Genomic DNA, 19707 nt, shown 5'->3' with positions numbered 1-19707 from the left:
GATTCTCAGGTAAGGGATCAGTTGAGGGTGGCGCTGGCGGTCATGGCGACGGTTTTCGCGTTAACCGGCATACCCGGCATAAACACTTTTTGTAAACCATCGACGATGACTCTGTCGCCAGGGTTCAGTCCCTGCTGCACGATGCGTAATCCGGCGGCCAGACGCCCCGGTGTAATATCGCGGCGCTGCGCTTTACCTTCTTTATCAACGATATAAACATATTTGCGATCCTGATCGGTCAGCACCGCTTTGTCGTCGATAAGCATGGCGTTGAACTCCGCGCTGCCCGGCAGGCGTACGCGGGCAAAGAGTCCCGGCGTGAACTGACGCTGCGCGTTATCTAATAGCGCGCGCATACGGATTGTGCCGGTACTCGGCGTTAACTGATTATCAAGAAAATCGACTTTTCCCTGATGGGGATAGCCATCCTCGCCAACAAGGCCAATTTCAACCGGTAGCGCCAGATGATTACTGGACGCGCCCTGCCCGCTGCGGGCGAGGTTTTGATAATGAAGGTAGGTCGACTCATCCACGTCAAAGTAGACGTAAACCGTCTTCTGCGATACCAGCGTGGTGAGCACGCTGGCGCTGTCCCCCGCGGTGACCAGATTACCGCTGGTGATTAACGCACGGCTGGCGCGACCCTCAATAGGCGCGGTCACTTTGGTGAAATCCAGGTTAAGTTGCGCAGCATCAACGGCCGCCTGCGCTGCGCGGATGTCGGCCTGTGCCTGGGTGGCGACCGAACGGCGCTGCTCCCATTCTTCGCGGGAGACGACATTAGTATTGACTAATTTATCGGTACGGTTCGCCTCACTTCGCGCGAGGCTTGCCTGGGTTTTGGCTCTCGCCAACGTCGCCTGCGCCTGTTCCAGCGCGGCGCGATAGGTCCTGTCATCGATAGTGAACAGCACCTCCCCTTTTTTCACCTCCTGACCGTCGGTGTAATTCACTTTATCAATGTAGCCAGAGACGCGCGGGCGTAGCTGAACACTTTCCACCGCGTCAATCCTGCCATTAAAACTATCCCACTGATTAATGGATTTCATTACCACGTCAGCGGCGCTGACGGCGGGAGCTTGTGGCGCGACGTTTTGGGCGACACCGTCATCGCAACCGACGAGCAGTACGCCGAGCAGCATCGCTCCCAGCGCATGCAGATGAAAGCTAACCCAGGTTTTTTGCAGGCTCATTATTTTTATTCCGGTAATTGTAGCCGCCGGGCAAGACGCAGCAGGAGACACCGCGCCACTTCCTTTGTCCGGGCTGGCTCAGGGACATTTGTGTCGTTCATCGCCACAAAACTGTAACAGTTGCGAATACACTATTTCGGCGATTGTAGGGAGGCGTGAAATTTAGTGCAAGAATAATTGATACACTTTATGTGCTGTTGGTGTCAGTGCCAAAAGACGCGTTTCCGGCAAGGATTTAAGTGTAACAATAAAACTTGCAATTAATGCAAAAACAGGCCACCTTTAAATGCAACAGACAAAGATGCTTTTAAATAAGCGACGGGGGGAAACAAGATGAACACTGGCGCATTTATTCACGATTTACTCGACTGGATCGACAACAACCTTGATAACCGCCTGGACATCGACACCGTTTCCAGGCGAGCCGGTTATTCGAAATGGCACCTCCAGCGCCTCTTCAAAGAACATACGGGTTATCCCCTCGCCGGGTATATTCGTGCCCAAAAGCTGCGAAAATCGGTTGAACGCTTAACCCACAGCGACGAACCGATTTTGAACGTGGCGATCGCGTTGGGCTTTGACTCTCAGCAGTCATTCAACCGCAGTTTCAAGCGTCAGTACGGTCAGGCTCCCGGCGCGTGGCGCCGCAGTGCCGGCTGCCCGTTGACCAAACTTCGCCAATGTTAGTCATGCCTCTCTCGGTGGTTGGAACCATTGTGAATGCCCCTACGCCTGCCTGATGATTTGATTGCCCCTCTCTTCGCTGCTCATCGTGTCGCCTGAGCCCATTCTCACCGGTGTCGCGTTGAAAGACAGACAGCGGGTTCGTCACGCCATAACAAATCTTAAACGTCATTACGCACCATAATGCGCGACAGCCGTGGCTGGCTATTTAATGGTATGATACCTTTGAGTGACACAATAGGTCAGAAGAGAATGCTATGGACACTGGACTCTTTATCAAAGATAACTTCCGTTTTACCGAAGGCACTCGTTCTTCTATGTATTCGCAACTGGCCGCGTTTATTCGCCATCAAATCAAGCTCGGCGTATTCAGGCCCCATGATAAAATCGTCACCGAAAATGAGTTGTGTGACATTCTTAATATCAGCAGGACAACCGTTCGACTGGCGTTCAATGAACTTCTTGAGGAAGGTCTTATTGTACGTCAGCGTCGTAAAGGCACCTTCATTGCCGATAAGAAAATTAATCGCCGACTCAATTCGCTCTATAATTTCACTGAAAGTATGCGGGAACAGGGAATAAAACCCCATTCGCTGGTGCTGCAATCGGAAGTGAGCGATGCAGATGAGATGGTTGCTGACAAACTGAACCTGACGCCAACGCAGCGTAAGGTTTTCATCCTGAAACGAGTCCGACTGGGGGATGACACCCCCCTGCTTCTGGAAACGACCTGTATTCCCTGGAATCTGTGCCCCGGCATTGAGTTTTACGACTTTGCCACCCTTTCCCTTTATGATGTTCTCAAAAATGAGTTTGGGCTGAATATTGCGCATGCTACTGAACATATTGAAGCGGTGATTATCAACAAATCAGCCGCACATTATCTGCAGTGCACGGAAAAAGTCATGGCCGGTTACCATATTGAACGTGTTTCATTCCTTGAGAACGGTTTTGTCTTTGAATATACGACGTCGGTGACCCGAGCGGATAAGTGCAATTTTAAAATTGACCTGTTTAATGCCGGGCAGAATTCAGCTAAAGCGAGGGTCGATTTTTCCCGCCAGTTAACATGCTGATTGCCCCTGTTCTTTTAGATATTGACAACGCGCTTTCACTCTCTAATATGTATCATACAAATGAAACAATGAATGGAGATCGCCTATGAAGCCGCAAAAGAAAGCCGCAGAGATGTCACCTCAGGAGCTGGGTCGGTACATCGATCAGTCGGTCCTCAAACCAGAATTTACCCTGGCGGAAGTTCAGAAATACATTCAGGAAGGTATTGATTTTAATTGTAAAACCGTGTGCATAAACCCGGCATATCTCGACATCGCCAGGACGATGTGCAAAGGGACAAACACCGGCATTTGTGTCGTGTGTGATTTCCCGTTTGGCGCATCGTCAACGGTATCCAAAGTCAAGCAGGCCGAAATTATCTGTCAAAACGGTGACGTTGAAGACCTCGATATCGTCGCCAACTATGGTTTTATCCGCAGTGGGCAATGGCAGGAATTTGAAGAGGACATCCGGGCTGTGGCAGCCGTTGCTCATCGTTACGACACCCTGTTGAAAGTGATTTTTGAAACCGATGCGTTAACGCTGGAACAGGTTGCAACCGCCACGGAATACGCATGCCGCGCCGGGGCGGATTTCGTCAAAACATCCACCGGGTTCTATACCGGCGGCGAAAGTAAAGGTGCTACACCAGAGGTGATTCAGGTGATGCTCGATGCGGCAAAGGGACGCTGCAAAGTAAAAGGTTCTGGATGTATACGTACGCGTGAACACTTCCTGCAATTGATTGATATGGGAATCGACCGTATGGGAATTGGTTATCGATCCACCCCCGTGGTTTTAGGCCTGGATGCTTAATGCTAAAAGTATCTGTTGATATTTGCGGGCAGGTGACTGCCCGCTATTATGAAACGGTTAAAAGCGGTCCGGAATTGCATGGTGTGAGTTCTCAACCACGGGGGTCCATGAAAGCCCTACTACCGTGTCCACAACTTTAAAAGTGACTGAACTGGCCGCTAGCGCACAGGATCAATAAACAGACCATTGCGTCAGGCCACCTGGACATTATTTCCGTGAGCAGCAGGCGATGTAGTTCAACTGATGGCGATGGTGCCGGAAGAAGCGGAACATCCCCAGAAAGCGCGTCCTGTTCTCACGGGTTCGCAATCCGTTAAACAGGATCTTCGCCGTGCCCGTCAGACCCTCGTCACGAATCAGCCCTGACGGGGACATAAGAGACATCTCGCCGTGATGCGTGTTGACCGACTGGAAGCCGTTGGCGATAAACAGTGCTTTCCATGCCGTTCGGGTCATCGGGCTGACGTTGGATTTCACAACGTCTTCCAGTTGCGTCTGTCTGACCGCCTCCAGATGTTCATGGGTGAACATAATGTCGTGTGTCAGCAGGCGACCGCCGGGTTTGAGCACCCGATAATATTCATTAATCAGCCGGGATTTCGCCTTGTCCACGTACATGGTCAGCATCGCTTCGTTAATCACGACATCGAAGGCCTCGTCGGCGAAAGGCAATTTAGTGGCGTTCGCATCCAGCACCTGAATTTTATCCTGTAGACCCGCAGCCGCGACGTTTTGCCGGGCCTTCGTCAGTGCGTTTTTATCCATATCGATGGCATATATTGTGCAGCCAAAGCGCTGGGCGAGTTCGATGGACGTGGTACCCATGTTGCAGGCGACTTCCAGCACGACACTGTCCGCCGTGAGATTCGACTGACTGAACAGCCACTCGGTAGCCTCAACGCCGCCGGGTCGCAAACGGGTTTTCCCCAGGCTGGCTAAAAATGTATGTCCGGCTTTCTCACTTGCGCTCATGACGATGCCCTCACTATAAGTTGCATATTAAAAGCAAGTTAACATGATAGCGTGAAAATGAGAATGATTTACATCAAGAAAAAAATACGCTCCCACTCGCCACTTATCGTCACAATTCACGGTCCGTTTGCTGGCGGTTAGCGTTGGGACTGTCACTACGGCAGGAATAAGGCTTTTCCCGTTTGCGTCTGTGTTGTTGACTTATTCTGTAAAAAGATTACTTTTCAGGACATGAAGAAGATACTAATCATTGTCCCCGATGGCGGTATGCTGTTTGAATCCGCTGGTATTGCCGACCTTCTGGATGCAGGCCAACCGCCTGCATCCAGAAGGCGCTACGGACGTCTGTTACCAGGTTCAGCTAGCAACAACCCAGCCGCATCAGGTGATCCATGGTCAGTCCGGTTTAAATTTACTGGCAGATCATCGCCTGCATGAAATTGACCCTCGTGAGCCTCTTGATACCATCATTATCACTGGCAAAGGTCAAAATCCGCAGGAAGGGATTGCGGTAGTTGACTGGCTGCGCCTGGCCGCTCCTCATGCCCGCCGTATTGCATCCATTTGCGGCGGTGCGATGCTGTTGGCACAAAGCGGACTGCTGGATGGCAGACGCGCCACCACCCACTGGAAGCTACTGGAAACCATGCAGGCCGAATTTCCTCGGGTGCGCGTCGAGGGCGGTCCACTCTATATTCAGGACGAACACATCTGGACATCAGGCGGAGTCAGTTCCGGCTTTGATCTGACGCTTGCGCTGGTTGAAGAAGACTACGGATTCAGCCTGGCGCGCGACATCGCCCAGGACTTCGTCATGTACCTGCGCCGCCCCGGAGGCCAGTTGCAGTTTAGCCGCTATAACCTTCAGCAGACCAGCGCCCTGGGCCCCATTAACGATCTGCAGGCATGGTTGCTCGAGAACCTCACCGCCGACCTCAGTGTGGATAAGCTGGCGGAAAAAGTCGCCATGAGTCCGCGTAATTTCACCCGCGTGTTTACCCGGGAAACCGGCGCTTCACCGGCGCGCTATGTCGCCGAAGCCCGTCTGGCCGCTGCCCGACAGCGTCTGGAGCAGACCAACGAGACGCTGGATCGTATCGCCGAACAAACGGGATTTGGCAGCAGCATTAACCTGCGGCGGCTGTTTGAAAAACAGCTTCAACTTACGCCTGGTGAATATCGCCAGCGCTTTCACTGTCGTAAAATGGCGTAAAGTGATCCTTTTTTGTCATTTACGCCAACGGGCCACCGACCTACATTACCTTCAGAGACAACAGATAAGGAGTTGATCATGGTAAAGGTCGGTATTAACGGTTTTGGCCGTATCGGACGCAACGTACTGCGTGCTGCACTGGGCAACCCGGATATTCAGATTGTGGCAATCAACGATCTGACAGACAGTAAAACGCTGGCGCATTTGCTGAAATACGACTCGCTGCTCGGTAAACTCGACGCCGATGTCACCGCCGGTGAGGGGCAGCTTGTGGTTGACGGTAAACCCATTACCGTGTTCAGTGAACGCGACCCCGCCAATATCCCCTGGCGTCAGAGTGAAGTTGATATCGTCATTGAAGCAACCGGCTTTTTCACTGATCGAGATAAAGCAGCGGTGCACATCCACAGCGGTGGCGCAAAGCGAGTGATTATCTCCGCCCCCGGTAAAAACGATGATTTAACCATCGTGATGGGCGTTAACGATAGCCTTTACTCCCCGGATAAACACTTCGTGGTCAGCAACGGTAGCTGCACCACCAACGGTCTGGCACCTGCCGCGCAGGTTTTGCACCAGCATTTTGGTATTAAGCATGGTCTGATGAACACCACCCACGCCTATACCAACAGCCAGGCGCTGCATGACCAGCCGGAAAAAGATCTTCGTGGTGCCCGCGCCGCCGCACTGTCGATTGTGCCTTACTCCAGCGGTGCCGCGAAGGCGCTTGGCAAAGTCATTCCTGAACTGGACGGTCGCTTAACCGGTTACTCGCTGCGCGTACCGGTTCCGGTGGTGTCCATTGTCGACCTGACCGTAACGCTTGAGCGGGATGTGACGACTGAAGAGGTCAACAATGCATTTCGTGAAGCCGCCGCCAGCGGGCCACTGAAAGGGATCCTCGGCTATAGCGATGAACCGCTCGTCTCAAGCGACTACCAGGGTGACCCGCGTTCTTCCATTATCGACGGTCTCTCAACGCTGGTGATTGGCGGCAATATGGTCAAAATTCTGGCGTGGTACGACAATGAATGGGGATTCTCCAATCGCCTCGTCGACCTCGCGCTGTTGATGGCAAGGCGTGAACGCTAACCTCGCCGCTCTCACCCGCCCTCTAAAATCCACGCCTGGCGTGGATTTTTAATTTCTGCCGCGTGCCGTCGTTACCTGCGATGCTGCCGGGCCCGCACCTGCTGCGGTGCGGTCATCCGCGCCATTTGTCTCGCAGCATGCTTTGTGGTTGCGTTATTGCATGATGTCTTGCGGTTTCAGGCAGCGCGAACAGGGTAAGGATCGAATGAAAAAAATACGGGAAGATAATAAAAAAATGCGCGCATTGCCTTCCGGGATCTTCTGGCAAGGTTCGACGCCGGGAAAATGGCAGCGTTGTCATCGTCTGGTTTTAATCCATAACGGACAGAAATCGCTTTAAAATAGGATGCAAAAACGCCCGTTTTTCAGGAGCTCAACTTAAAATGCGCCGCGTTAATATTGTATTGCCTCATTTTTCGCCATAGCGTGGTACGGCCAATTTTCAGCAGGCTGGCCATCTCCTGAATACGCCCTCCTGTCACCCTTGCCGCGTGAATAATGGCATCCTTCTCGATGTCGCTAAATGAGACGCTGGCAGAGAAGCTACCGGTCGTGGATTCTGAGGTCCGGTGCTCGTTAAAGAGATACTCCGGCAGATGGTTCAGGTGAATACGCCCGTTTTCACTTCTCAGCGCCGTATTTTCAATAACACTGTTGAGTTCGAAATCATTGCCGGGCCAGTCGCAGGCAATCAGCGGGGTCAGTACATCGTCATCCATAGACAGGCGAGTCGAAAACCGTTTTTCCAGGCGACGCAAGCGGTGATTCACCAGCGAAGGGATGCTGTTACGTCGCTGTCGCAGCGGTGGAATCATAATTTCAAAAGCGTGCAACGCGTAATAAAGCTGACGGCTAAAGCGGTTTTGTTCCACCAGCCGCGCCAAATCCACCGTCGTGGCGGCAATCACCTTCACGTCGACTGGCACCACGCGGCGCGCGTCAAGACGGGTGATGACGCCCTGTTTGATCACCTGTAATAACGCCGACTGCAGTTCAGGTGCCAGATACTCAATTTTCTCCAGATACAGCGTGCCGCCGTGCGCCAGTTCCAGGCGGCTTAACCGCCCTTCTCTGTCGTCGTCCGCCGTACTGGCGATAAAATCCCGAACCTGATCGGCATACAGTTGGCAGTTCACCGCAATATACGGGCCTTCCGCCCGCTCGCTGGCATTATGAATCGCCTGGCTGAGTAACTCCTTGCCGACCCCCTCTTCACCACATAGCAACACCGGGAAGCTGCCCCGCGCCGCCTGACGACCAAAATGGACGATACGCTGGGTTTGCGGATCGTCCTGCGCCATCTGCGCAAAGGTATGGCTCACTTTACCCAACTGGCTGGTCATCAACTGGCGCATCTTTTCCACCGGATGCAGCAGCAAAATAAAACTGGTGCCCTGCGTTTCGACAATCGGCTTGAGGGTTATCACCGTATCGACAAACTGGTGCTGGCTTTCAAACGTCGTCTCAACATGATGGAGCGGACGCTGATGGCGGATAGCACGCAGCAGAACGCTGGGCAGCGTCAGGAGTTCACTGAGGTTTTTGCCGTGGGCAGCCGTCACGTCAAGATGCAGCAGCCGTGCCGCCTGAGCGTTGATAAATTGCAGACTTCCCTGCGCATTCCAGGTCATCACGCCGTCATCCATGCTCTCCAGCAAACCATACAGCTGATTGAGGTGGCGGTTCGATTCGGCAAGCAGGCTATCGGTAAGCAACGAGTTCCCCACCTCGCGCGCGATCGCCAGCGTTAATGACAGATCGGCAGGTGAGGCGTCGTCTGCCGGACAGCCCAGCGCGATAGATCCAGAGAGGCGTCCGTGGTTGTCGAAAATGGGTGTCGAGCAAAAACTCCACGCACCGAGCGCCTGCTTAAAATGGTGATCGGGTAACGTTTTTACCGGCTGCCCCAGCATAGCGGCCAACGACAGCGCACAGCTGCCAATGATGCTTTCCGCGCAATAGGTGCCGTCGGTAAAGCCGAGAGCCTCCAGGCGCTGGAGCGTATCCGGATCGCCACAGCGGCTGAGCACGCAAGCGCTTTCATCAAGAATTAACAGCGCACACTTTCGTGGCGACATGTATTCCCACGCATCCTCCAGCGCCGCCTGCCCGAGCGTGAGCATCGCCGTTTTGCGCCGACAAATAGAGTCAAACGTCAGCCCCTGTGCCCGGTGCGGCAGGGCCCAGAACTCGCGCTGCATAATTTTGCCGCAGCGCAGCCATGAGGCGCGAATATATTCCGGGACGTCCGCTGCTGTGGTTGCTATCTCGCTGCTCTTCACTGTCGGTTTCTCCGCGATTCCGGGTGCGGTTGCTCGCAATTTTGCCGTATTTCGCGTTTTAGCGTTCCGTTATGGAACATTTATTAAGATTAGTGTTCCTTTATGAAACATAACATTGATGAATTTTCTTTTTCGCGCGCTGGGGCACAATTACGTTATCGGCAGCGAGCGGTCGCCGTGGCGTTGAACACAACCGATCCCCTGGAGCCTAAGACCCGGAGCAAAAGAATGAAAAAGCTGATTAACCGTGTGGAAGACGTACTGAGTGAACAACTGGCTGGCCTCGCAAAAGCGCATCCGTCACTGACCCTGCATCAGGATCCGGTGTATGTGACCCGTTCAGATGCCCCTGTACAGGGCAAAGTCGCGCTGCTTTCCGGCGGCGGCAGCGGTCATGAACCGATGCACTGCGGCTACATCGGCCAGGGCATGCTGTCCGGTGCCTGTCCTGGAGAAATTTTCACCTCCCCAACCCCTGATAAAATGTTCGAATGCGCCATGCAGATTGACGGCGGCGAAGGCGTGCTGCTGATCGTGAAAAACTATACTGGCGATATTCTCAACTTCGAAACCGCGACCGAACTGCTGCACGAAAGCGGCGTGAAGGTCACCACCGTGGTCGTGGATGACGACGTGGCGGTCAAAGACAGCCTCTATACCGCCGGACGACGTGGTGTTGCTAATACCGTGCTGATTGAAAAACTGGTCGGGGCGGCGGCAGAACGCGGCGATTCCCTGGAAGCCTGCGCCGAACTCGGACGCAAACTCAACAATCATGGCCATTCGATCGGTATCGCCCTCGCAGCGTGTACGGTTCCGGCAGCCGGGCAGCCCTCTTTCACCCTCGCCGACAATGAAATGGAGTTCGGTGTGGGGATCCACGGCGAGCCAGGCATTGACCGTCGCGCCTTCGTCTCACTCGACAGAACCGTTGACGAAATGTTCGATACCCTGCTGGAAAACGGAACCTATAGCCGCACGCTGCGCCACTGGGATCCCACCCAGGGCGTCTGGCTGGAAGATAAGCAAGGCAAACAACCGTTGCAACGTGGCGATCGCGTCATCGCGCTGGTCAATAACCTCGGCGCCACGCCGCTTTCTGAACTGTACGGCGTCTATAACCGTCTCGACGCACGCTGCCAGCAGGCGGGTATCGTCATCGAACGCAATCTGATTGGTTCATATTGTACGTCACTGGATATGACCGGCTTTTCCATCACGCTTCTTAAAGTGGATGACGAGACGCTGGCACTCTGGGACGCACCGGTTCACACCCCAGGCCTGAACTGGGGCAACTAAGGAGAGAGTCATGTCACTTACCAGAGCGCAGATTGTGAGCTGGCTTTATCGCTGCGGGGACATTTTCAGTAAAGAGAGTGATTATCTCACCGGGCTGGATCGCGAGATTGGCGATGCTGACCACGGTTTGAATATGCATCGCGGCTTTAGCAAAGTGGTCGAAAAATTACCGGCCATTGCGGATAAAGATATCGGTTTTATTTTGAAAAACACCGGGATGACGCTGCTGTCAAACGTTGGAGGGGCCAGTGGCCCGCTGTTCGGCACCTTTTTCATCCGTGCCGCGCAGGCCACGCAGGCGCACCAGAGTTTGTCGCTCAATGAGCTCTATCAGATGATGCGTGAAGGTGCTGATGGCGTGATAAGCCGGGGTAAAGCCGAGCCGGGTGATAAAACGATGTGCGATGTCTGGGTACCGGTGGCGGAGTCATTACGCCAGTCCAGTGAGCAGAACCTCTCCGTCACCGCCGCGCTGGACGCTGCCGCCTCTGAGGCTGAAGCCGCCGCACAAAGCACGATTACGATGCAGGCCCGCAAAGGTCGCGCCAGCTACCTGGGCGAGCGTAGTATCGGGCATCAGGATCCGGGTGCGACCTCGGTGATGTTTATGATCCAGATGCTGGCAGCCGCGGCAAAAGAGTAAGGACAGTAAGATGGTAAACCTGGTCATAGTCTCTCACAGCGCCCGCCTCGGTGAAGGGGTTGGCGAACTGGCGCAACAGATGTTAATGGGCGGCAACTGTAAAATAGCCATTGCCGCCGGTATCGACGATCCGCAAAATCCCATCGGCACCGACCCCATTAAGGTGATGGAGGCGATCGAGTCTGTTGCCGATACCGACCACGTGCTGGTGATGATGGACATTGGCAGCGCCCTGCTCAGTGCAGAAACGGCGCTGGACCTCCTCGATCCGACGATCGCAGCGAAAGTACGACTGTGCGCCGCGCCGCTGGTGGAAGGGACGCTGGCGGCAACGGTGAGCGCCGCTGCAGGCGCGGATATCGACAAGGTCATCGCCGACGCAACGAACGCTCTCGAGGCCAAGCGTGAGCAACTGGGTTTACCCTCTTCTGCTTCTGAAACCCGCATTACCCCGACCTTTATCGCACAGGATGCGGCAGCAAAATCAGTGTCCGTGGTGATCAAGAATCCCAACGGTCTGCACATTCGCCCGGCCTCCCGGCTTGTGGCAACGCTGTCGGCCTTTAACGCCGATCTGCTGCTGGAGAAAAACGGCAAGTGCGTTACGCCGGACAGCCTGAATCAGATTTCGCTGTTGCAGGTTCGCTGTCATGACACGGTACGTCTGCTGGCAAGTGGAGAACAGGCGGATGATGCGCTGGCCGCGTTTAGTCGTCTGGCGGCGGAGAATTTCGGCGAGTCGCTGGAAGATGCGGCGGTTGTCACATCGTCGACGGCGGACATCACGGGCAACGCGTTCTGTTACGCGCCAACGCTGCCACCGATTCGACAAGCGTCCGATCGCAGTCCTGGCGCAGAGCAGGCGCGACTGCGTAACGCGCTGGATCTCACGCTGCTCGACCTGATGACGCTGATTACCCGCGCGGAAGAAAACTGGCCGGGTGACCTGGCGGCCATTTTCTCTGGTCACCATATGTTGCTGGACGATCCGGAGCTGTTTGATACCGCCTGCGGGCTCCTGCGCAGCGAGCACTGTACGGCGGAATATGCCTGGCAGCAGGTGTTGAGCAGCCTCAGTACGCAGTATCGTCAACTGGATGACGCCTATCTGCAGGCGCGCTACATCGATATCGACGATCTCCTGCACCGCACGCTGCGTCATTTGCTGCAAAGCCCGCTGGTGCTGCCTGACGTTAGCGCGCCCGCCATACTGGTTGCCGACAACCTGTTTCCGTCAACGGTGCCGGAACTCGACCCGCACGTGGTGAAAGGCATCTGCCTGCGGGAAGGCAGTTCGCTCGCGCATGGCACGTTGATCGCCCGGGAGATGGGCATCGCCTGGGTATGTCAGCAGGGCGACGCGCTTAACGATGTGCAAACGGGCGAGCGACTCACCCTTGATGTGGCGCGAAATCGCGCCATCAGAGAAAGGAAACCGCTGTAACGTCGCAAAAAAAGGGGGGTAATCACGCGCCGGGAGCGATCCTGGACTACGATTTTCTCATGGTAGATACCGTTATTCGGTACGCACTAAGGAGATTAATCAATGCATACCCCTGCTTTTCGCGCGCCTGCTTCACTGTCGTTGGTCATAACATTAGCGGTTTCCGGCACGCTGCTTACCTTCTCTTCCCTGTCGGTTAACGCCGAAGAGATGCCGTTCTCCCCTCCGCAGCCGCCGGATATTCTGCTCGGTCCTCTGTTTAACGATGTGCAGAATGCCAGACTGTTTCCCGATCAGAAAACCTTTGCCGACGCCGTGCCTAACGGTGACCCGCTGATGATCCTCGCGGATTACCGGATGCAAAAGAATCAGTCCAGTTTCGATTTGCGCCACTTCGTGAGCGTCAACTTTACGCTGCCGAAAGAAGGGGAGAAATATGTTCCTCCGAAAGGGCAATCGCTGCGTGAACATATCGACGGGCTGTGGCCGGTGTTAACCCGCTCCACCGAAAGCGTGGAAAAATGGGACTCCCTGTTGCCGCTGCCTGAGCCTTACGTGGTGCCCGGCGGGCGCTTCCGGGAAGTCTATTATTGGGACAGTTACTTCACCATGCTGGGACTTGCCGAAAGCGGTCGCTGGGACAATATTGCCGATATGGTGGCAAACTTCGCCTGGGAGATTGATACCTTCGGTCATATTCCCAATGGCAACCGCACTTACTACCTAAGCCGTTCCCAACCGCCCTTCTTTTCACTGATGGTCGAACTGCTGGCTCAGCACGACGGCGACGATGCGCTGAAAAAATACCTGCCGCAGATGCAAAAAGAGTACACCTATTGGATGGAAGGCGTCGAAACGCTGCAGGCAGGTCAACAGAACAAGCGGGTGGTGAAACTGGAGGATGGCACCCTTCTCAACCGCTACTGGGATGAGCGGGATACGCCGCGACCGGAATCCTGGGTCGAAGATATTGCCACGGCGAAAAGCAATCCAAACCGCCCGGCGACCGATATTTATCGCGATCTGCGCGCAGCGGCCGCGTCCGGCTGGGATTTCAGTTCACGCTGGATGGATAATCCGCAGCAGCTTGGCACGCTGCGGACCACCAGCATCGTTCCGGTCGATCTCAACGCCCTGTTGTACAAAATGGAAAAAATCCTCGCGCGCGCCAGCAAAGCCGCGGGGGATGAGGCAAAAGCCAGCCAGTACGACACGCTGGCGAATGCCCGACAGAAAGCCATGGAACATTACCTGTGGAATGATAAAGAGGGCTGGTACGCGGATTACGACCTGAAGAGCAAGCGGGTACGGAATCAGTTGACCGCTGCCGCTCTGTTCCCGCTGTATGTCAATGCCGCCTCGAAGGATCGCGCCAGCAAAATGGCTGCGGCCACCCGCGCGCATCTGCTGCAACCGGGCGGGCTTGCCACCACGTCGGTGAAAAGCGGACAGCAATGGGATGCGCCAAACGGCTGGGCGCCGCTGCAGTGGGTCGCCACCGAGGGCTTACAGAACTATGGGCAGAATGACGTAGCGATGGAGGTGAGCTGGCGCTTTCTGACCAACGTGCAGCACACGTACGATCGCGAACAAAAGCTGGTGGAAAAATATGACATCAGCAGCACCGGGACCGGCGGTGGCGGCGGAGAATATCCGTTGCAGGATGGTTTTGGCTGGAGCAATGGCGTCACGCTGAAGATGCTCGACCTAATTTGTCCGAAGGAAAAACCGTGTGACAGCGTGCCGGAAAAGCGCCCTGTTGCCAGCCCGGCATCCGCTGAACCGCCACAAAAACAGGCAACGCCATAATACTCAGTGTCTGACCGGCCTGAGAATGCCAGGCCGGTTTTCGCTTCATGCGATCAGAAACGGTAGCTTGCCCCGACCTGGACCGTCCGGTCGCGGCCAATCCAGCAGTTGGTGCTGTCGTAGCAGCTGAACGTTTCTTTGTTGGTAATGTTCTGGGCGCTGGCTTTTAGCGTCACGCCGCTCAGTGACGGCAGCACCTCGCCTAAGCGATACGACACGGCGAGATCGTACTGTGTCGTGCCCCCCAGTTTACCGCCCTTGTTGTCCGGCGAGATCTCCATCGGCCCGGTATAGCGCGCCCCTGCGCCCATCGTCAGCCCGCGCAGTGTGGTCGCGTCGAAGGTGTAATCCCCCCACAAGTTAAACGCATTCTCCGGCACCTGCGTTGGGCGCTTGCCTTCCCAGGTTTCATCTTCGGTATTGATCGCATGGGTGTAAGCGTAATTGGCGATCAACGTGACGTTGTCACCTGGACGACTGATGACCGAAAGCTCCGCCCCTTTCGATTCGATCTCCCCGGTCTGTCGATAATCCCAGGTCGGCGTGGCGGAAAGGACATTCTTCTGGCGAATGTTAAACACAGAGGCGGTCAGCGTTGTCGCGTAATCGACCAGCAGGTATTTCACCCCGCCTTCCAGTTGTTTGCTGGTCGTCGGCTTCACGTCTTTCGCCGTCAGCGTGCCCTGCGGTGAAATCGGTTTGAAGCCTTCGGAATAGCTGATAAACGGTGAAATACCGTTTTCAAAGGCATAGAGCGCGCCCAACCGTTTGGTCACCCGGTCTTGAGAGATCCAGGTTTTCTCGTCGTTTTGCATCGCATCGGTAGTCGTAGAACGGTAATCGTCATAGCGAAGACTGGCCAGCAGATTTAAGCCACCAAACGCGACCTGATCCTGCAAATAGTAGCCATTTTGCTGATAAGAAAGGCGGTTTTTCTGCGCAGTGTACAACCCCAGATCGGCGGTATGCACCTGATGGAAATCCGGGGCGCGCATGTCGATTCCCGGCGTGGCGCTGGCGTAACGATAGAAGTAATGGCTGTCGAGTTTCTGATAGTCAAAGCCGGCCAGCAAATGGTGCTGCCAGTCCCCTAGCGCGACCGTTTTTGTCACCTGGTTGTCGATGTTGAAACTTTTCAGATCTTCATCAGTGGTATAGGCAAAGCGGTCAAGCATCCATACCGGGTTCGTACCATTACCGGTTGAATAGACGCTGCGCTGGTGTGTATCGACGTCAAAATAGCGCGCCTGCTGACTGAATCCCCAACCACTGTCAAATTCATGCTCGAAATGATAACCCACCATCCACTGACGCTGCTTAAAGCCACTCCACTCATCTCCGGCATAGTCACGACGATCGGCGTAACCCGAGCGCAAATAAGCAATCGGTAACGGGTTCGACGGTGACAACGACGGCGTATTTTGCACCAGGGCATCCAGCGTCAGACGCGTTTTGCTGTCCGGTTGCCAGGTGACGGAAGGTGCCAGCAGATAGTCTTCATAACGCGTGGTGTGCGGTTGGTCGTCGCCCTCCGTCGCCTTACCCAGCAGACGGTAATTCCAGTCGCTATCGCTGATTTTACCGGTGGAGTCCAGATAGCCCTCTTTCAGATTACGCGTACCGGTATTAAAGCCGATCTCCGTTTTTTGCTCAGCCTGCGGTTTTTTGCCCTGAATATTCACCAGCCCTCCCGGCGAACCGTTGCCATACAGCACGGACGCGGGCCCTTTCAGGATATCCACGCTTTCCACCAGCAGCGGGTCGATACGCGCCTTGGTATTACCGGTGACGTTATACGGCAACTGCAAGCCGTTGTAGTACTCCTGATCGACGGAGAAACCACGAATCTTGTACTCGCTCATATAGGAAGTATTGCCGCGCACTTCCGTCGACACCCCCGGCGCATAGCGAAGGATCTCGTTGACAGAATTCGCATGACGTAAGGTTATCTCGTGATTATCGATGGTATTAATCACCTGCGGCGTTTTACTTTCCGGGACGGCAGATTTGGTGGCGCTGTTGGTCCAGGCCGGCAGCAGGGTCTCCTGTCCCGTTGCGGATACCACGATGGTGGATTCGTTAGAATCTGCCGCATAAGACGGCGTGGTCAGAGCCAGTGAGATACAGCCAGAGAGCGCACAAAGTCGGAAGCAGGAAGTTGTCATAGTGAGAATAATTATCAGTTTAAATTGGAATGCTAATTATTCTCATTTAATTAGGTAAATCAAGAGAGGAATTGAAGGGGACCAGGATAAAAACGCGGCTCCCGCAGGAGCCGTGTTGTTAATCGCGGCGCACGAGTCGGAATACCCCCAGCACCACAATGGCACCCACCACCGCAACCAGGAAGCTGTGAAGGTTAAAGCCACTGATTGTGCCGCCAATACCAAACATGGTCGCCAGCCATCCGCCCACTACGGCACCGATAATGCCGAGAATACAGGTCAGGATGAATCCGCCGCCGTCACGTCCCGGCATGATCAATTTGGCGATAACACCGGCAATCAAACCAAATACAATCCAGGCAATAATTCCCATGTTCAGACCCTCTTTTCAGGGAAACCACACGCAACAGATTCTTGCGCTTGTCCATTAAGTATAGGCAACCCCTTGATCCTCGCTGTTTCCGCGAGACTGAATTATTTGTCTTTGGTAAAAAAAATCACGCGTTTGTATTAAGTTCTCCTGCGTCTTGCCGATAACCGTTCGATAGACTGTCAGGCATCCAGGGGTCGTTCCGCGTGAGTCATTATAATGAGCAGTTTCTGAAGCAAAATCCGTTGGCGGTATTGGGCGTTCTTCGCGACTTAAACAGCAATCAGGTGCCTTTGCGCGTCTCCTGGCGCGGCGGGCAATTCATCAGCAAAATCCTTGATGTTTCGGCCGAAAGACTGGTGATGGACTTTGGCAGTCAGCAAAACGAAAACCTCGCCGTACAGAAGGCGCGCAATATTACCTTTACGGCGGAAACTCAGGGCGCGAAGGTTGAGTTTACCCTTGAGCAGTTGCACAGCGGTGAGTATCAGCAACTTCCGGCCTTTATCACCCCGCTTCCTCCGGCGCTGTGGTTTGTCCAACGACGGGAATACTTTCGCATCTGCGCGCCGCTCCATCCCCCCTACGGTTGTACCGCGCAGATGCCAGATAACAGCACCCTACGTTTTCGTCTGTACGATCTTTCCCTCGGCGGAATGGGCGCGCTGCTGGAAGGCCCGAAGCCGTCAGGACTCACGGAAGGGATGCGTTTTTCGCAAATTGCGCTGGATATGGGGGAATGGGGGATGTTTCACTTTGACGCGCAGTTGATCTCCGTAACTGAACGCAAAGTGATTGACGGGAAAAATGAGACGATTTCGACTCCCCGCCTGAGCTTTCGTTTTCTCAACGTTGGCCCGGCGGTGGAGCGGGAACTTCAGCGGATTATCTTTTCCCTCGAGCGCGAAGCCCGGGAGAAATCGAATAAAGTGCGCGACTAATTACATCGCATCCAGCGCGCGCTGCAATTTGTAGATGTAGCGCGGTGCCTGGGGCGCAGGATGGTTATCCGCGACGTGTTCAACGAACTCATCGGCACTGAGATCGTTGATTTTGCTAATGGCCTTTTTCCGGTCAGAAGAGAACGTGCGCAGCAGTGCGCCTGCGCCGTTGGCATAGGAGACCACCAGCGCATACTGCATCACCTGCGGATCTTCAATACCGGCGAGCGGGCCCGTCTCCAGAATACTCAGGTAGGCGGCGCCCATTGAGATATTGCGCTCCGGGTTTTTCAGTTCACTGGTTGAAGGCTCGCCGCTCCAGCCCATCCGACGGTAGACATCGCGCCCGGAGGTCGATGCTTTCAGTTGCATCAGCCCTATCGCATTCGATTTGCTGACCGCATTGGGATTCCCGCCTGACTCAATCGCGATAATCGCCGTAATCAATTGTGGGCTAACGCCCCACGCCGCCCCGGCTTTTTCACTGATCGGCATCCATTGCATGGCGCGTTTCACCGGCACTTCCGCATTCCACGGGGGATTTTTATAATCCTGTTTTGAACTACAACCTGCAAGCAACACAATCAAAAAAGCAAACCATCTCAATTTCACGTCTTCTGTCCTTATCGCCGGAACGCTTCGTTACTAAAATCACCGTTGTAAACCGGATAAGCAAAGCGTCATCCGGCAAAACGTTCTACTATAGGCGGCATGATATACATTTGGTTTCTGTTGTAGCAAGGAATTGCCATGTCCCGGTTTCACTTAATTGCCCCCTCGGGCTACTGCATTAATCAACACGCGGCTTTGCTTGGTATCCAGCGCCTTAAGGACGCGGGGCATCAGGTCGATAATACGGCGGTGGTCAGTCGTCGCCATCAACGCTTTGCGGGTACGGAATCGGAGCGTCTGGCAGACGTGAACGGGCTTGTGCATCTCACCGCGCCGGACACCATCGTTATGCCGGTGCGCGGTGGCTATGGCGCGAGCCGACTGCTGGAACACATCGACTGGCAGGCCCTTGCCGCCCGACAACAGCGGGATCCGTTGCTCATTTGCGGTCACAGTGATTTTACGGCGATCCAGTGTGGTTTGCTGGCGCAAGGCAATGTCATCACCTTCAGCGGCCCGATGCTGGCAGCGAACGTTGGCGCACCGGAGCTGAATACCTTTACGCAAACCCATTTCTGGCAAGCATTACGTCACGCGCAGTACACGGTGGAATGGCAAGGCGAAGGCCCGGCCTGTCATACCGAAGGAACGCTGTGGGGCGGCAATCTGGCGATGCTGATTTCGCTTATCGGCACCCCGTGGATGCCAAAAATTGAAAACGGTATTCTGGTGCTGGAAGACATCAATGAGCACCCTTTTCGCGTCGAGCGCATGTTGCTGCAGCTGTTTGATGCGGGCATTTTAAACCGCCAGAGCGCCATTGTGCTGGGCAGTTTTAGCGGCAGCGCCCCGAATGAGTATGATGACGGCTACGACCTCAACACGGTGTATGCGTTTTTACGTGAACGCCTCTCTGTTCCCCTGATTACCGGGCTTGATTTTGGTCATGAGCCGCGAACCGTTACGCTGGCGTTAGGCGCGCATGCCGTGCTACAGAATAGTCAAAACGGCACACAACTTACGATCTCGGGTCATCCCTTTCTGAAATCATAAAAAAAAACGGCTGTAGGGCTAAGTAACGCCCGGTTGCAGCCGTTAATATGATAATGTCAATGCAGA

16 protein-coding genes and 1 pseudogene are annotated in these 19707 nt (G+C 54.6%); 11 read left to right on the top strand and 6 right to left on the bottom strand.

The window, feature by feature from the left end; all coding sequences use genetic code 11:
* Nucleotides 1-17: 17 nt before the first annotated feature.
* The gene (locus tag GBC03_16030; protein QFS71605.1) at nucleotides 18-1193 is read right to left on the bottom strand and encodes an efflux RND transporter periplasmic adaptor subunit; all 1176 of its coding nucleotides are present in this window, start codon (nucleotides 1191-1193) and stop codon (nucleotides 18-20) included.
* 333 nt (nucleotides 1194-1526) lie between these two features.
* Between GBC03_16030 and GBC03_16025 the strand changes: the two genes are divergently transcribed.
* The 3 genes from GBC03_16025 to deoC all read left to right on the top strand — a co-directional run bounded on the left by GBC03_16025 (nucleotide 1527) and on the right by deoC (nucleotide 3749).
* On the top strand, nucleotides 1527-1880 hold the full coding sequence (locus tag GBC03_16025; protein QFS71604.1) for a helix-turn-helix domain-containing protein: 354 nt from the start codon (nucleotides 1527-1529) through the stop codon (nucleotides 1878-1880).
* A gap of 254 nt (nucleotides 1881-2134) precedes the next feature.
* Nucleotides 2135-2953, top strand: a complete 819-nt coding sequence (locus GBC03_16020) for a UTRA domain-containing protein (protein ID QFS71603.1) — start codon at nucleotides 2135-2137, stop codon at nucleotides 2951-2953.
* Between the two features lie 85 nt (nucleotides 2954-3038).
* Nucleotides 3039-3749, top strand: coding sequence for a deoxyribose-phosphate aldolase (deoC, locus tag GBC03_16015; GenBank protein QFS71602.1), 711 nt, complete (start codon nucleotides 3039-3041; stop codon nucleotides 3747-3749).
* A 207-nt stretch (nucleotides 3750-3956) separates the two neighbouring features.
* Here the strand turns inward: deoC and GBC03_16010 are convergent, their stop codons facing one another.
* Entirely contained in the window at nucleotides 3957-4721 is a 765-nt protein-coding gene (locus GBC03_16010; GenBank protein ID QFS71601.1) for a methyltransferase domain-containing protein, read from the bottom strand.
* 231 nt (nucleotides 4722-4952) lie between these two features.
* Between GBC03_16010 and GBC03_16005 the strand changes: the two are divergent.
* Both GBC03_16005 and gap read left to right on the top strand, forming a co-directional pair.
* Nucleotides 4953-5934 (top strand): annotated as a pseudogene (locus GBC03_16005) (helix-turn-helix domain-containing protein).
* A 78-nt stretch (nucleotides 5935-6012) separates the two neighbouring features.
* A complete protein-coding gene (gene gap, locus GBC03_16000) occupies nucleotides 6013-7023 on the top strand; it encodes a type I glyceraldehyde-3-phosphate dehydrogenase (protein QFS71600.1) in 1011 nt (336 codons plus the stop codon).
* Nucleotides 7024-7388: 365 nt separating this feature from the next.
* On the opposite strand, the gene dhaR is transcribed toward gap, so the two are convergent.
* Complete coding sequence (gene dhaR, locus GBC03_15995) at nucleotides 7389-9290, bottom strand: PTS-dependent dihydroxyacetone kinase operon transcriptional regulator DhaR (protein QFS74026.1); 1902 nt, start codon at nucleotides 9288-9290, stop codon at nucleotides 7389-7391.
* A gap of 243 nt (nucleotides 9291-9533) precedes the next feature.
* On the opposite strand from dhaR, the gene dhaK reads away from it, so the two are divergent.
* The 4 genes from dhaK (at nucleotide 9534) to treA (ending at nucleotide 14500) form a co-directional block, all read left to right on the top strand.
* Nucleotides 9534-10604, top strand: a complete 1071-nt coding sequence (dhaK, locus tag GBC03_15990) for a dihydroxyacetone kinase subunit DhaK (GenBank protein QFS71599.1) — start codon at nucleotides 9534-9536, stop codon at nucleotides 10602-10604.
* Between the two features lie 10 nt (nucleotides 10605-10614).
* Complete coding sequence (gene dhaL, locus GBC03_15985) at nucleotides 10615-11247, top strand: dihydroxyacetone kinase ADP-binding subunit DhaL (GenBank protein QFS71598.1); 633 nt, start codon at nucleotides 10615-10617, stop codon at nucleotides 11245-11247.
* A 10-nt stretch (nucleotides 11248-11257) separates the two neighbouring features.
* Nucleotides 11258-12691, top strand: a complete 1434-nt coding sequence (dhaM, locus tag GBC03_15980; GenBank protein QFS71597.1) for a dihydroxyacetone kinase subunit DhaM — start codon at nucleotides 11258-11260, stop codon at nucleotides 12689-12691.
* Nucleotides 12692-12793: 102 nt separating this feature from the next.
* Complete coding sequence (gene treA / locus GBC03_15975) at nucleotides 12794-14500, top strand: alpha,alpha-trehalase TreA (protein QFS71596.1); 1707 nt, start codon at nucleotides 12794-12796, stop codon at nucleotides 14498-14500.
* A gap of 53 nt (nucleotides 14501-14553) precedes the next feature.
* Here the strand turns inward: treA and GBC03_15970 are convergent, their stop codons facing one another.
* Nucleotides 14554-16665, bottom strand: coding sequence for a TonB-dependent siderophore receptor (locus GBC03_15970; GenBank protein QFS71595.1), 2112 nt, complete (start codon nucleotides 16663-16665; stop codon nucleotides 14554-14556).
* Nucleotides 16666-16783: 118 nt separating this feature from the next.
* On the bottom strand, nucleotides 16784-17038 hold the full coding sequence (locus GBC03_15965) for a GlsB/YeaQ/YmgE family stress response membrane protein (protein QFS71594.1): 255 nt from the start codon (nucleotides 17036-17038) through the stop codon (nucleotides 16784-16786).
* 203 nt (nucleotides 17039-17241) lie between these two features.
* On the opposite strand from GBC03_15965, the gene GBC03_15960 reads away from it, so the two are divergent.
* Entirely contained in the window at nucleotides 17242-17976 is a 735-nt protein-coding gene (locus GBC03_15960; protein ID QFS71593.1) for a flagellar brake protein, read from the top strand.
* Here the strand turns inward: GBC03_15960 and emtA are convergent, their stop codons facing one another.
* On the bottom strand, nucleotides 17977-18588 hold the full coding sequence (emtA, locus tag GBC03_15955; protein QFS71592.1) for a membrane-bound lytic murein transglycosylase EmtA: 612 nt from the start codon (nucleotides 18586-18588) through the stop codon (nucleotides 17977-17979).
* 138 nt (nucleotides 18589-18726) lie between these two features.
* On the opposite strand from emtA, the gene ldcA reads away from it, so the two are divergent.
* Nucleotides 18727-19641: a muramoyltetrapeptide carboxypeptidase gene (ldcA, locus tag GBC03_15950; GenBank protein ID QFS71591.1), complete on the top strand. Its 915-nt coding sequence runs from the start codon at nucleotides 18727-18729 to the stop codon at nucleotides 19639-19641.
* The last annotated feature ends 66 nt before the right edge of the window (nucleotides 19642-19707 follow it).

The organism is Citrobacter telavivensis (assembly GCA_009363175.1).
Classification (GTDB): Bacteria; Pseudomonadota; Gammaproteobacteria; order Enterobacterales; family Enterobacteriaceae; genus Citrobacter_A; species Citrobacter_A telavivensis.
The sequence above is the reverse complement of the archived record's forward strand: the minus strand, read 5'-3'. Positions and strand labels throughout refer to the sequence as shown.

What these genes read in the sequence shown, in the direction of transcription:
- GBC03_15970 (QFS71595.1), bottom strand. Translation starts at nt 16,665, where the DNA reads ATGACAACTTCCTGCTTCCGACTTTGTGCGCTCTCTGGCTGTATCTCA.
- GBC03_16025 (QFS71604.1), top strand. Translation starts at nt 1,527, where the DNA reads ATGAACACTGGCGCATTTATTCACGATTTACTCGACTGGATCGACAAC.
- dhaK (QFS71599.1), top strand. Translation starts at nt 9,534, where the DNA reads ATGAAAAAGCTGATTAACCGTGTGGAAGACGTACTGAGTGAACAACTG.
- GBC03_16030 (QFS71605.1), bottom strand. Translation starts at nt 1,193, where the DNA reads ATGAGCCTGCAAAAAACCTGGGTTAGCTTTCATCTGCATGCGCTGGGA.
- dhaL (QFS71598.1), top strand. Translation starts at nt 10,615, where the DNA reads ATGTCACTTACCAGAGCGCAGATTGTGAGCTGGCTTTATCGCTGCGGG.
- GBC03_16010 (QFS71601.1), bottom strand. Translation starts at nt 4,721, where the DNA reads ATGAGCGCAAGTGAGAAAGCCGGACATACATTTTTAGCCAGCCTGGGG.
- deoC (QFS71602.1), top strand. Translation starts at nt 3,039, where the DNA reads ATGAAGCCGCAAAAGAAAGCCGCAGAGATGTCACCTCAGGAGCTGGGT.
- GBC03_16020 (QFS71603.1), top strand. Translation starts at nt 2,135, where the DNA reads ATGGACACTGGACTCTTTATCAAAGATAACTTCCGTTTTACCGAAGGC.
- gap (QFS71600.1), top strand. Translation starts at nt 6,013, where the DNA reads ATGGTAAAGGTCGGTATTAACGGTTTTGGCCGTATCGGACGCAACGTA.
- ldcA (QFS71591.1), top strand. Translation starts at nt 18,727, where the DNA reads ATGTCCCGGTTTCACTTAATTGCCCCCTCGGGCTACTGCATTAATCAA.
- dhaM (QFS71597.1), top strand. Translation starts at nt 11,258, where the DNA reads ATGGTAAACCTGGTCATAGTCTCTCACAGCGCCCGCCTCGGTGAAGGG.
- treA (QFS71596.1), top strand. Translation starts at nt 12,794, where the DNA reads ATGCATACCCCTGCTTTTCGCGCGCCTGCTTCACTGTCGTTGGTCATA.
- GBC03_15965 (QFS71594.1), bottom strand. Translation starts at nt 17,038, where the DNA reads ATGGGAATTATTGCCTGGATTGTATTTGGTTTGATTGCCGGTGTTATC.